Here is a 12,554-nt window from a genome sequence, read left to right as displayed (position 1 = left end):
GAATATAAGGACAACAATGATGATGGCGAATATGAAACCATTTTTCCTATCGGCTCTGCTTGCGCTTATTTCCGCTTCGCCAGCGGTTCTGGCTCAAGACGAAAGTGATGCGGAAATACCGGATCGCAACGCACTCTCTGATGGGAAGCTGACCTCGGATGAGATCAAACAGTACGCCGGCCTGGCTGCAAAGCATATGCAGAAATTAACGGCCGTGGCTCGTGAAGAGGTGGGCGAAGAGCTAAAGCAAAGCGGGGTTGTCATTCCTGCCGCCTGGATGATGATGAATGATGGTGAAGTCAAGCGTGTCCGGCTGGGCGAAAGTGGCGAACAAGCTGCGGCAACCATGAAGGTGTTGATGTTCAGGGCAGCCCTGAAGTCGCTCGCCCGACACGGCAAGATTCTCGCAACAGCAATCGTTTATGCAGGCACAGTGGAAGAGGGTGACAACACTCGAGTGCTTGCAATTGAACATGAGCATCGTTTGGGGCTCTCAGGTTTGCAGGTGGTTCCCTATCGTTTTGAGCAGGGCAATCTGAGCTTCGGTAAGCCCAACACCCAGAAAAAGCCATACGAACTCTTCTACGACGGCCGAGATACTGAGGGCGAAGTGCAGGGCCAGGACAAAACGTGACGTAAATCCGTTTTGTAACCGTTCGTTTCAGTGTGGTGGAGAATTGTGAGTGCAATCACGGATTCAGACTGTAAAACAATCTTAAATGGATTTGTGGGATCACAGATCCTGCTTCAAAAAATACAGACTCACACAAGAATAATGATGAGTTTATAAGGAGATAAGAATGAAAGGCCTGAAGAAAATTGCACTTGCTACAGCCGTAGCTGCCGCGCCGTTTGCCGCACAGGCAGAACTGACGGCTATGGATGATTCCGCGATGGGTAACGTAACCGGTCAGGCCGGTGTGACCATCGAGCTCGAAACCCAGGTCAGCATTGGTCAGTTCAGCTACACCGATACTGATGGTGGTGGTACTGATGAGATCGGTGGAGGTTCTTTCACCGTGAATGATATTGAGCTGGGCGGTGCCGGTCTCGTAACTGGCTCAAACCCTATCTTCGATACCGATGGCAGCGGAACGCCTGATACTGCTGCTACTGCTCTGTTGGACGACCTGTCGATCGATATCGATCTCGATGACGACGGTGATGCAGTCATCTCTGTACACACTATTAGCGGTCAGCCCATCGATTGGGGCTTCACGGCGGCTTCAATGAACCTGGAAGGCACTGACAGCACTACCCTGATCTCCGGTATGAGTGCATGGGGTATGCTGGCGAAGCTGGATATTCGGGTTAACACCGAGGATGCTTCCGTTGCTTTGGGTGGTACCGGTGACGGTTCCCTGAACATCGACACTGCTTTCACCGTCAACAGCATGAACTTTGACGTTCCGTTCCTGGCAGTTGGTATTCAGGGGATGTCTATCACAGGTGCTGGGGAAAACTTCGATTATGATGGTGATGGCGGCATTCTTGCTGACGGCAGCGAAGCTGATGGTGAATTTGGTTTGCCAATTGGCGGGACAGAGGAAGCGGTGCTTACCGGTTTCGCAAACGTGAATATGGATGTCTACAAAGGCAACGGGCTGGACGGTTCTGGCCTCGGCACCTCTGGTGCTACCGACGTTCTGCGAGTTGACGTCAACAATGTCGTTATGGATATGAACATTGCCAGCGTCGCCATCGGCGGAACCAGCATCGGTTCTGTTGCTCTGGACAACCTGCATGTTCAGAACACCAGGATGGCTATCTATGGTCACTAATCTGACCTGAAACCAGTGTTGGTTGAACGCCCCGCATCGCGGGGCGTTTTTTGTTTATATCCGGGGAGCTTTCGCCATGCATAAAAAAACGGCAGCTATGCTGCCGCCGTTTTCGAAGTGAAGCGTGAGACTTTGAGTTACTGCTCAGGCACCGCAATAGAAAGATCAAACCCACCCCCGGCTCTCGGCGTCAAACTGATCGGTCCCTCATTAATCGCCTCCGGAATCCGGATCTGATCAATCCCCGGCGGATTCCCGATCGAGAAATTAACATTCTGCCCATCAAACCCGATACTCAGCTGATCATTAAGAAAGGTCTGGGTGAACGGCTCATCCGGAATCTCCATCTGCTGACCAAAGATCAGTGGCGGGATGGTGGGCGTGAACTCGGCAATCGGTTGCGCGGCGGCTAGTTGGTCGGTAGGAAGCAGCAGGGCGCGGCGGATGAATTCCTCTTCCGCGGCGCTCAGGGCGTCCTCCCGGTCATCTTCCATGTATTTCTGGAGCAGGTCCCGATAGGCCTCTTCTTCAGATTCGGTAAGCACCGGCTCGCCCGGGGAGATGGTCAGGGAGCGGATAATGCGCCGGCGGTCGGCCTCGGATTTCCGCTTTTCCTTGGGTACGATGATGACCGCTGAGTCCTTGACGTACGTTTCCACCATTTCGTCGGAGGTCAGGGCTTCCACGCCCGCGTTTGCTGCCAGGCTGGCGGTCAGGCCGGCGATGGCGGTTGCGAGCAGATGTGTGCCTTTCATGGTATGGCCTCGTCCTTTGATCTGCTTCTCAGTATTCGGTTTGTTGGACAGTTTTTCAACCGAGTGCGATCGGGATTGTGATCAGTCTCTTTGAATTATCAGTATCTTTATAAAAAGCCTAAGTTTCATTGGTATAGTCGTGGAACTTTTACGCTCCAACATGGCCAGAAGGGCAGGATGATCAAAGTATTTCGCGAACGCTGGCAGCGCTGGGTGAATCGTCGGGTCCCCCGATCGGACAGTCAGTCCTTCAATCAGAAGAACATTTTTATTCTCCCGACCGGGGCCGGTGTGGTCTTCGGAATTCTGCTGTTGGTGATGCTGATCACCGGCATCAATTACCAGAACAGCTTGATTTATCTCACCACGTTTCTTCTTGGCGCACTGTTTGTCGGTGCCATGCACCAGACCCATCGCAACCTGTCAGGCCTGCGGTTGACGGTGACCCAGCCGGGCGAGGGCTTTGCCGGTGATGAAGTTCCGTACCGGTTCCGGGCGTCCGCCGGGAATGGTCCGACTATTGCGATCCGCCTTTCCTGTGAGGACTCCACGCTTGCCCCGTTCCATATCCCCGCCGGGCAGGCGAAAGATGTGAGCTTGCCGGTTCCCTCCGCCCATCGCGGGTACCTACGGCCGGACATGGTTCGGATCGAAACCCGTTTTCCTTTTGGTTTGCTGAAGGCCTGGTCCTGGATTCGTCCGGTATCGCCGGCGATCATTTTCCCGCGGCCCGTGGCAGCGCCCGATGCCGGAAGCACTGTCGAGGACGGAGACGAGGACAGTGCACAGCGCACGACCCCCGGAAACGACAATGCGGACCTGCGTCCGTGGCGTGAGGGTGATCTGAGTCAGCGTGTCATGTGGAAGCGCTATGCCCGTACCGGGCAGATGGTGGTCGCGGACTGGGAAGGCGAGCAGGGGAATCCGCAATGGCTGGACTTCTATGCGTTTGCCGGCGCGGACAATGAACTGAGACTGAGCTACCTCGCCTGGCAGGTGCTGGAGCGGGCCAAGGCCAGCACGCCATTCGGCCTGAATTTGCCGGGACAGGTGATTGAGCCCGATCAGGGGCCTGCACATGTTACCCGCTGCCTGCGCGCACTGGCCGTGTGGGGAGAAGAGCCTCCGAGAGATGCGATAGCGGCGGAGCATGGTACCCGCCGGCATGAAGCTCCGAGAGAGAAGGAGGCCGCCGCATGAAATTGACCCAGGCTTTCTCTCTCGGTCGTGAGACTGTTGAGCCCGCAAATGCGCTGCCTTCGAATGCCTTACTCTGGCTGATTGGCAGCTTTGCCATCCTGTTGGCGCCCCAGTGGGACCGGCTGCCGATATGGCTGGTGGCCGCCTGCGGGATACTGGCAGTGTGGCGCTGGCTCGCGCAGGAAGGCAGGGTCCGGCTTCCGGGGCGCTGGTTGCGCACCGGCATCATGCTGGTGCTCATTGCCGTCTATGTCGCTACCGTCCAGGGCCGTTTTACCGTGGATACCGCGGCGTCGTTCTTTGTGCTGGCGGTGGGGCTGAAGTGGCTGGAAACCCGCTCAACGCGGGACTTCTACGTGCTGTTTTTCATCCTGGTGTACCTGGCTGGGGTCAATTTCCTGTTCCAGCAGAATATCCTGTGGTCGTTGGTGAACTTCCTTGCGGTTGCTTTACTGCTGGTGGGGTTGCAAGTGCTCAATGCCCCGGACCTGCCAAGCGATATGCCTTCCGGCTGGCGTCGCCTGGGCGGATTGCTACTGAAGACCCTGCCGGTCGTGGTGCTGTTGTTCGTGTTCTTCCCCCGCATGGCACCACTCTGGAGTGTGCCTCTGGTTTCCGGCGAGGCGCGCTCAGGCATCAGCGACACCATGCGGCCGGGGGATATCTCCAACCTGGCGCAGAGCAGCGAACGGGCCTTCCGGGCGACGTTCGGGGGCGAAATACCCGCTTACCGCGATCGTTACTGGCGCGGCCTGGTACTGGATTATCTGGATGGGGAAACCTGGCGCCAGGGGCGTGAAGAAGGTTTCCGTCGTCCGGGCCGGATCGCCATGGATGGGGGAGTCGGGCCGCTGGGCGGCAGTGAATATGATGTGCTGATGGAGCCCACCGATCAGCGCTGGGCCTTCGCCCTGGAGGGCTCCTCGGCGGTTTCCGACAACGTGGTGGAAGAGGGCGATGATCTGTTCCGCTTCCGCCGGCCTGCCGACAGTACAATGCGTTACCGCCTCAGCCTCGATGAATCGTCCGGGGCCGGAGCTGCCGAGCTGAGTAATGCCGAACGGCGGCGCTTCCTGCAGCTGCCGTCTTCGGGCAATCCGCGAGCCAGGGAACTGGCGGAAGAGCTGAGTCGCCAATTATCGGACGAGGGCATTGTGGATGAACTGCTGACCCGATTCCGGGAGCAGGAATACTTCTACACGCTGCGTCCGCCGGCCATGCCCGAGGATGGCATTGATGCCCTGCTGTTTGATCAGAAGCGAGGATTTTGTGCGCATTATGCGGGCGCCACCACGTTCGTGCTCAGATCAGCAGGCATCCCGGCCCGGGTGGTCGTCGGTTATCAGGGCGGCGATTCCGGGGCAGGGGGTGAATACCTTATTGTGCGCCAGTACGATGCCCATGCCTGGGTCGAGGTCTGGCTGGATGGCCAGGGCTGGGTGCGGATCGATCCCACGGTGGCGATTTCTCCGGCACGGATCGAGTCCGGCCTCCGGGACGCGATGGCAGAGGAAGGTTCCTTCCTGGAAGATGAGGTTCTGTCGCCCCAGAAGTACGGTGATATGGCGCTGGTGCAATGGGCCAGTCTCCAGCTGGATCGAATCAACTACCAGTGGCAACGCTGGGTGGTTGGCTACCAGGGCCAGAGTCAGATGGATCTGATGTCACGGCTGCCCGGCGGTATCGGCTTGCGTGAGCTCGGCTACCTGACTGCTGGCATTGTTGGTGCGGGACTGTTGATCGCCGGCCTGTTTTCAGCGTTGCAGTTGCGACGGGGGGAACGCCGGGACGATTTCCAGAAAGTGCTGCTATCCTGGCACCGGGCCTGCGAAAGCGCCGGTGTACCGGTGCGTCAGGGCGAGACTCCCAATGCCCTGGCAGATCGGCTGGCGCAAGCGCGGCCTTCGGTCACGGAAACCGCCCGTCGTTTTGCCCGGATGGTGAACAGCCATTACTATAAGCCGTCATCTGAATCCGATGATCAGGAACTGCGGCGCATGCGTCGGTTACTTGGCACCATGAAGCGCCAATTACGGGAAGCCTCACAGCGGCGCCAACCACACACAGAATCCGGACCAGCATCGTGACCGATATTGCCCAAGACATGCCCTGGCTCCAGCGAGCCTGGCAACAGATTCAGGCCCGGCTTGCTGAGGACCGCCTGCCCCATGCACTGATCATCAATGGCGAGCGGGGTGTCGGGAAGCGGGCCTGGGCGGAAGCTGTGGCCGGGTTACTGCTTTGCGACCGGTCGGTCAATGATGAAGCGGATCTTCCGGTTGCCTGTGGCCACTGCAAGCAGTGTGAGCTTGTTGCTGCCGGCAGCCACCCGGATGTGCGGATCTATGCACCGGAAAAGTCCCGCATGGTGAAGGTGGACCAGATTCGGGCGCTGTCCTCGTTTGCCGTGGGCTCACCCCAGGTCGCCCATCACAAGGTGGCGATCATTGACCGGGCCGACCAGCTCAACATCAATGCCGCGAACGCTCTGTTGAAAACACTGGAGGAACCACCGGCGGACGTCACCCTGTTGCTGCTCCAGGAAAGCGGCCGCCCCGTGCTGCCAACCATCCGGTCACGCTGCCAGACCCTGAACATTCCGGTGCCAGCGCGGGAGCAGGCGGAACGCTGGCTGCTGGCGAAGGTGACGGAGCTGGATGAAGATCAGCGACCATCCGCAGAGGTACTGGCCAAGGCCCTGATGCTGGCGGGTAACGCCCCCCGACTTGCCCTTGAGTACGTGAATGGCGAGTTTCTCAAGCTTCGCGATGAGGCCTTCGAAAGCTTCCGGCAGTTCATGAAGGGGCAGATGCCCGTGGCCGAGGCTGCGAAGGCGTTCAAGGCCATGGGGCTGGAAGATGCGTTGTTCCTGTTCGAGGGCTGGGCCGCCGACCTGGCACGCATGGCGGCCGGTGGCGAGGCCACGGACACGGAGGCTGCAGACATGCTGGGATTCCTGGCAAAGCGGAACCCGGCGTGGCGGGCGCATGAGCTGCTGGATATGATCCGGGAGTCCAGGGCAGCCGGCGTCTATAACGCCAATCCGGAGCTGGAAGCCAGCCGGTTGTTACTGGCCTGGCAGGCCCTGATGCCCAGGCGACGCAAGACCGGTTGACCGCATTGCCGGTAAGGGCTACGCCTATGGGGGCCCAAACTGCTATGATTGCGAAATGACAGGGATTTTCTTATCCCGGTGTGAACGAGTTACCGTGACAACACAATAAAAGGTGTCAGATATGGGCCCAGGTTTCGGCGCGCGCAGTGGCATTCTCACCCTGACCATCAAGGACAAGGCAGTGCTGTATGCCGCCTACATGCCCTATATCCGTCAGGGCGGAATGTTTATCCCGACGCAGAAACAGTACCAGCTTGGTGACGAGGTGTTCCTCCTGCTCAACCTCATGGATGAGCCGGAAAAGATCCCCGTGGCCGGCAAGGTCATCTGGATAACACCGAAGGGTGCCCAGGGGAACCGAGCCGCCGGCATCGGCGTACAGTTCAACGGCGACGATGAAACGGCCCGTACCAAGATTGAATCCTATCTGGCCGGCTCCCTGAGTTCCGATCGCCCCACACACACCATGTGAGGCGTTCCGCTTCATGAACGATATGTCTGAAACCGCACGATCTGCCGGAAAATCGTTGTGTTGCTCGGAAACCGTCTGGCAGCTCGAGAACATTGACCTTGCCGGTCTTTCCTGGTCTGCCGATCCCGGAGTTCCCGGGCAGCCGCCGGTCCTTATGCTTCATGGCTGGCTGGATAATAGCCTGACCTTCTCGAAACTTGCACCGGAACTTGCAAAGCTGGCCGATGTTCATGCCATCGACATGGCCGGGCACGGTAAGTCCGGTCACCGGTCACCGGGCCAGTCCTACCTGCTGATGGATTACGTGGCGGATCTGGCCGAAGTGATCGAACGGCATTTCAGCCAATCGGATGAAAGCCGGGTTGATCTGGTGGGGCATTCGCTCGGCGGCATCGTCAGCGCCCTGTACGCTGCGGCTTTCCCGGAAAAAGTCCGGCATCTGGTGATGATCGACAGCCTCGGCGCCATCAGTCGACCGGTCGAGGAAACGATTCCCCAGTTGAGAAGGGCCATCAAGAAGCGCCTGAACGGATCCGGCAAGTCGGTGGTCTACCCGGATCTGACGACTGCTGCAAAGGCCCGGGAGGGTGGCGTCAGCCCGCTGAGCCATGAAGCCGCGCTGACCCTGGTACCCCGGAATATGAAACCTTTCGGTGACGGTTACGTATGGTGTACTGATCCGCGTCTTCGTCACCCATCCCCACTGATGATGACGGAGCAGCAGGTGCTGGCTTCCCTCGAAGCCATCGAGACGCCGACGTTGTTTGTGCGTGCCGATGAAGGCCTGCTTTCCCATCGCAAAGGCCTGGACGACAGGGCAGAGCGGATCAGGAATCTCACAATGGCGCGCGTTCCGGGCGGCCATCATTGTCATCTTGATGGCGATACCATTCCGGTAGCAGAAGCGGTAAGGGCATTTCTGACCAATGGTTAAACAATTGAGCGTAAAGTGGTTCGTTAAATCCCTTGGCGGGATACTGGTCCTGTTGGCTACACTTTCGAATGGGGCGTTGGCATCCGGTTTTCCAGAGCCGTTCCCGCAGTCGCAGCTGGAAACCAGTACCCGGATCCAGTCCAACGGCCATCTGGTGTTGTTCAGCCCGCTTCGGGAAGTGAATAATGAAATCCGTTCCGACACCATGGCGCGCTTGCCGGTCTCGGGAGAAGGCCGAATGTACCAACTTAACCGGGATGCGGGCCGGGCCGCGGCTCGTGGCCATTATCGCCAGTTGTTGCAGGCCCGGGGCGCTCGCGTTCTGCATGAATGTTCCGGGGTCAGCTGCGGCCGGAGTGTGATCTGGGCCAACCGCATTTTTGGCCAGGCGATCCTCAACGGCCGGGATTCGGATCAGGATTACCTGGTTGCCGGATCACTGGATGAGGATGGAACCCGTTGGCTGACGCTTGTTTACACCGTAACCCGTGGCAACTTGCGCGAGTACGTCTGGGTAGAACACCTCAGGCTCGGTGAGGGTGCAGTGGTGCCCGGATTCGATACTGGTTCTGATCGGGTGTTCGGTCCGCTGATCGTCCCCTATGAGGGCGGCTTTACCTACAAGTTCGATTGGGCGGCAAGCGATCGTCGTAATCTGAGGGAGCGGGCCTCAGAAGAGAACGCCGTGGTTGTTCTGGTCGGATTTTCGGGTCTGGGAGCGGAAGAATCCCTGGAGGATTCCCTTGAACGCGCCCGGGCGGCGACCGAGTCCCTCTCCGAAGTGCTGGCGCGTATCGGGATATCCCGGGAGCAGCAGAAAATACTGGTAGTTGGCCCCTTTATACCCATGGAAAACCCGGATCGTCAGGGTGACCGGGTGGAAGTGACCGTCATTTCGAGGTGAGATCATGGCCAGGGATGAGGAAAAGACCGGGGAATCCCCGGAGAAGCCAGATTCAGACGCCCCGCAGGATAACATTTCCAAGGTCCTGCAAAGCTCCGACGTGTCTGCGGCAGAGGCTCCGGCCAATATCGCGAAAAAGCCACCTGGCACAAAACGTAAGCAGACCGTTGCGTTAACCCTCGGCAGCGGGGGCGCACGTGGCTATGCCCACATCGGCGCCATAGAGATCCTGAATGAGCGCGGTTACGACATCATCGCGATCTCGGGTTGTTCGATGGGCGCGCTGATCGGTGGCATGTACGGCGCGGGCAAGATGAAGGACTACAAGGATTGGGTTACCGGCCTTGGCCAGTTCGATGTGCTCAAGCTGCTGGATGTCACCTTCAACTCCGTGGGGGCCATTCGGGGCGAGAAGATTTTTTCCGTGGTCCGGGAGATGCTGGGTGATACCCGGATCGAGGACCTCCCGCTGGCCTACACGGCGGTTGCCACCGACTTGCTTGCCCATAAGGAAGTCTGGTTCCAGGAAGGCCCGCTGGATCAGGCCATCCGTGCCTCCGTTGCCATTCCCAGTGTTGTGACCCCCCTGGTGCTGAATGGACGGGTGCTGGTGGATGGAGCACTGTTGAACCCGTTACCTATTATCCCGACCATCTCTGCCCACGCGGATCTGATTGTAGCGGTTAACCTCAGTGGCGAAGATGACCAGCGACAGCGGATCCCGGACGCCGCGTTTGTCTCAGATGACGAGTCCTCGGACATGGAAGAGTGGGTTGACGCCATCCGGGACAAGGCGTCCCGCTGGTTTGACTGGGATGCCATCAAGTCGCTCGGAGCCCGGAAAGCCGACAATGGCGAAAGTCCCGAGGAGAAAATCAGTCGGGAGGTCCACAAAAAAGAAAACCACAAGAACCACGACAAGAAACCAACCGATAAGAAACAGCAGGAAGATCACGAAACCATCGACTGGGACAAGCTTGGCATTGGCAAATTCGATGTAATGAACCTGACCATCGAAACCATGCAAAGCGCACTGGTGCAGTACAAGATCGCCGGTTATCCGCCCGACCTGCTGGTCAATGTGCCCAAGAATGCCTGCCGGACCTATGACTACCACAAGGCGCCGGAGCTGATTCAGCTCGGGCGCGAGCGTATGGCCTTGGCGCTGGACCGGTACGAGGCGAACAGGAGCAGCTCCGGTCCCTTGGCCATCTGAGCAGGATCCGGGCTGGTTTAGGCTGCAGGAGCGGTGCCAAACAGCGTATAATCCCGCGCTGACATGCGCCAGAACAGGAAAAGATCCTTGTGACCAGTCCCATCGACGACCTTCAGACCATTCGCGATTACCTTCGCTATGCCTCGACGCAGTTTGCAGCGTCGCCACTGTTTTTTGGCCATGGCACCGATAACGTCTGGGACGAGGCGGTTCACCTGGTGATGCGCAGCCTGAACCTGCCGCTGGAGAACAACACCCTGTTTCTTGACGCGCGGCTCACCCGGGACGAACGCGCGATGATTCTGGATCGTATCGAGCGCCGGGTAAACGACCGTGTTCCGCTCGCATACCTGCTCGGTGAAGCCTGGTTCATGGGTATGCCATTCCACGTGGACGAGCGTGTGCTGGTGCCTCGGTCGCCCATTGGCGAACTGCTGGAAAATGGTCTCCAGCCCTGGCTGGGCGATACCGAAGTCACCCGGATACTGGATCTGTGCACCGGCAGTGGCTGCATCGGCATTGGCGCAGCCATGGTGTTCGAGGATGCCGAGGTAGATCTGTCCGATATCTCCGAGGACGCCCTGGCAGTCGCGGAGTCGAATATCGACCTTCATGACGTCCGAGACCGGGTTCGCACCGTAAAGTCTGATGTGTTCGAGAACATTACCGGCCGCTACGATGTCATTCTGAGCAACCCGCCCTACGTGGATGCGGAAGATTTGGCTGATATGCCGGACGAATACCACCATGAGCCGGAACTGGGTCTTGCCGCAGGGGCGGATGGCCTGGATATCGCCCACCGTATCCTGGCAGCGGCAGCCGACCACCTCACCGAAGACGGCCTGCTGATCGCGGAAGTGGGCAACAGCTGGGTGGCTCTGGACCAGGCCTATCCGGACCTGCCGTTCACCTGGCTGGAGTTTGAAAATGGCGGTGACGGAGTGTTCCTTCTGCGGGCGGAAGATCTGCGTGCCTGGCAGGCCCGCGGTTAAATCGAATTCTCACAAGAACTGGATAAGATACTGAATCATGTCGGGAAATAGCTTTGGAAAACTGTTCACGGTAACCACCTTTGGTGAAAGCCATGGGGCCGCCCTGGGCTGCATTATCGACGGCTGCCCTCCGGGCCTGGAGCTTTCAGAAGCCGACATGCAGCGGGATCTTGACCGTCGCAAGCCGGGTACTTCCCGCCATACCACCCAGCGCCGCGAGGCGGACGAGGTGAAGATCCTGTCCGGGGTGTTCGAGGGCAAGACCACCGGCACGCCCATCGGCCTGATCATCGAGAATACGGATCAGCGCTCCAAGGACTACTCGAAGATCTCCGAGCAGTTCCGACCAGCCCATGCCGATTACACCTACACCCACAAATATGGCGTTCGCGACTACCGTGGCGGTGGCCGCTCCTCGGCCCGCGAGACCGCCATGCGTGTGGCTGCCGGCGCCGTCGCCAGGAAGTTCCTGGAGCAGCGACTGGGCATCAAGATCCGCGGCTACCTTTCCCAGCTGGGCCCCATCAAGGCGGAAAAGCTGGACTGGGACCAGGTACACCAGAACCCGTTCTTCTGCCCGGACGCCGACAAGGTTCCTGAAATGGAAGCCTACATGGACGCGCTCCGGAAGGAGGGTGATTCCATCGGTGCCCGGATCAACGTGGTGGCCGAGGGCGTTCCTCCCGGCCTTGGCGAACCGATTTTCGACCGCCTCGATGCGGATCTGGCCCATGCGCTGATGAGTATCAATGCGGTGAAAGGCGTGGAGATTGGTGCCGGTTTTGACTCGGTTGAACAGAAGGGCACCGAGCACCGGGACGAGATGACGCCTGAAGGCTTTCTTTCCAATAACGCTGGCGGTGTACTGGGCGGCATTTCCTCCGGTCAACCAATCGTAGCCAGCATCGCCCTGAAGCCCACGTCCAGTCTGCGCTTGCCCGGTCGTAGCATCGACGTGAACGGCAACCCGGTGGAGGTGATTACCACCGGTCGTCACGATCCCTGTGTGGGTATCCGGGCTACGCCTATTGCAGAAGCGATGATGGCCATCGTTCTGATGGATCATTACCTGCGCCATCGTGGTCAGAATGGTGACGTGAAAGTCTCTACGCCCGTTATCGGTCAACTATAGGGTCGTAAGCCTGAATCCTGCACGAGTGGGGGCGTGCGGGTGAGGTGTTGAAA

12 protein-coding genes are annotated in these 12,554 nt (G+C 58.7%); 11 read left to right on the top strand and 1 reads right to left on the bottom strand.

The window, feature by feature from the left end:
* Positions 1–16: 16 nt before the first annotated feature.
* Positions 17–634, top strand: coding sequence for a hypothetical protein (locus tag ACESMW_RS00560; RefSeq protein WP_372985149.1), 618 nt, complete (start codon positions 17–19; stop codon positions 632–634).
* A 166-nt stretch (positions 635–800) separates the two neighbouring features.
* Positions 801–1,781, top strand: coding sequence for a DUF6160 family protein (locus tag ACESMW_RS00555; RefSeq protein WP_372985148.1), 981 nt, complete (start codon positions 801–803; stop codon positions 1,779–1,781).
* 137 nt (positions 1,782–1,918) lie between these two features.
* Here ACESMW_RS00555 and ACESMW_RS00550 read toward each other — a convergent pair whose 3' ends face one another.
* Complete coding sequence (locus ACESMW_RS00550) at positions 1,919–2,536, bottom strand: hypothetical protein (RefSeq protein WP_372985147.1); 618 nt, start codon at positions 2,534–2,536, stop codon at positions 1,919–1,921.
* A gap of 177 nt (positions 2,537–2,713) precedes the next feature.
* On the opposite strand from ACESMW_RS00550, the gene ACESMW_RS00545 reads away from it, so the two are divergent.
* The 9 genes from ACESMW_RS00545 to aroC all read left to right on the top strand — a co-directional run bounded on the left by ACESMW_RS00545 (position 2,714) and on the right by aroC (position 12,501).
* On the top strand, positions 2,714–3,736 hold the full coding sequence (locus tag ACESMW_RS00545) for a DUF58 domain-containing protein (protein WP_372985146.1): 1,023 nt from the start codon (positions 2,714–2,716) through the stop codon (positions 3,734–3,736).
* Complete coding sequence (locus ACESMW_RS00540) at positions 3,733–5,823, top strand: DUF3488 and DUF4129 domain-containing transglutaminase family protein (RefSeq protein ID WP_372985145.1); 2,091 nt, start codon at positions 3,733–3,735, stop codon at positions 5,821–5,823. The genes ACESMW_RS00545 and ACESMW_RS00540 overlap by 4 nt, the downstream gene beginning before the upstream one ends.
* Positions 5,820–6,851, top strand: a complete 1,032-nt coding sequence (gene holB / locus ACESMW_RS00535) for a DNA polymerase III subunit delta' (protein WP_372985144.1) — start codon at positions 5,820–5,822, stop codon at positions 6,849–6,851. The genes ACESMW_RS00540 and holB overlap by 4 nt, the downstream gene beginning before the upstream one ends.
* Positions 6,852–6,972: 121 nt before the next feature.
* Positions 6,973–7,323, top strand: coding sequence for a PilZ domain-containing protein (locus ACESMW_RS00530; RefSeq protein WP_091999324.1), 351 nt, complete (start codon positions 6,973–6,975; stop codon positions 7,321–7,323).
* 13 nt (positions 7,324–7,336) lie between these two features.
* Entirely contained in the window at positions 7,337–8,257 is a 921-nt protein-coding gene (locus ACESMW_RS00525; protein WP_372985143.1) for an alpha/beta fold hydrolase, read from the top strand.
* A 52-nt stretch (positions 8,258–8,309) separates the two neighbouring features.
* Entirely contained in the window at positions 8,310–9,161 is an 852-nt protein-coding gene (locus tag ACESMW_RS00520; RefSeq protein WP_372985142.1) for a DUF4892 domain-containing protein, read from the top strand.
* A 4-nt stretch (positions 9,162–9,165) separates the two neighbouring features.
* Positions 9,166–10,377 (top strand): patatin-like phospholipase family protein, encoded by a 1,212-nt coding sequence (locus tag ACESMW_RS00515; protein WP_372985141.1) that lies wholly within the window; start codon positions 9,166–9,168, stop codon positions 10,375–10,377.
* 89 nt (positions 10,378–10,466) lie between these two features.
* Entirely contained in the window at positions 10,467–11,369 is a 903-nt protein-coding gene (gene prmB / locus ACESMW_RS00510; protein ID WP_372985140.1) for a 50S ribosomal protein L3 N(5)-glutamine methyltransferase, read from the top strand.
* Between the two features lie 37 nt (positions 11,370–11,406).
* Positions 11,407–12,501, top strand: a complete 1,095-nt coding sequence (aroC, locus tag ACESMW_RS00505; RefSeq protein ID WP_372985139.1) for a chorismate synthase — start codon at positions 11,407–11,409, stop codon at positions 12,499–12,501.
* The last annotated feature ends 53 nt before the right edge of the window (positions 12,502–12,554 follow it).

Origin of the sequence: Marinobacter sp. (assembly GCF_041690455.1) — a bacterium.
Taxonomy (GTDB): Bacteria; Pseudomonadota; Gammaproteobacteria; order Pseudomonadales; family Oleiphilaceae; genus Marinobacter.
The sequence above is the reverse complement of the archived record's forward strand: the minus strand, read 5'-3'. Positions and strand labels throughout refer to the sequence as shown.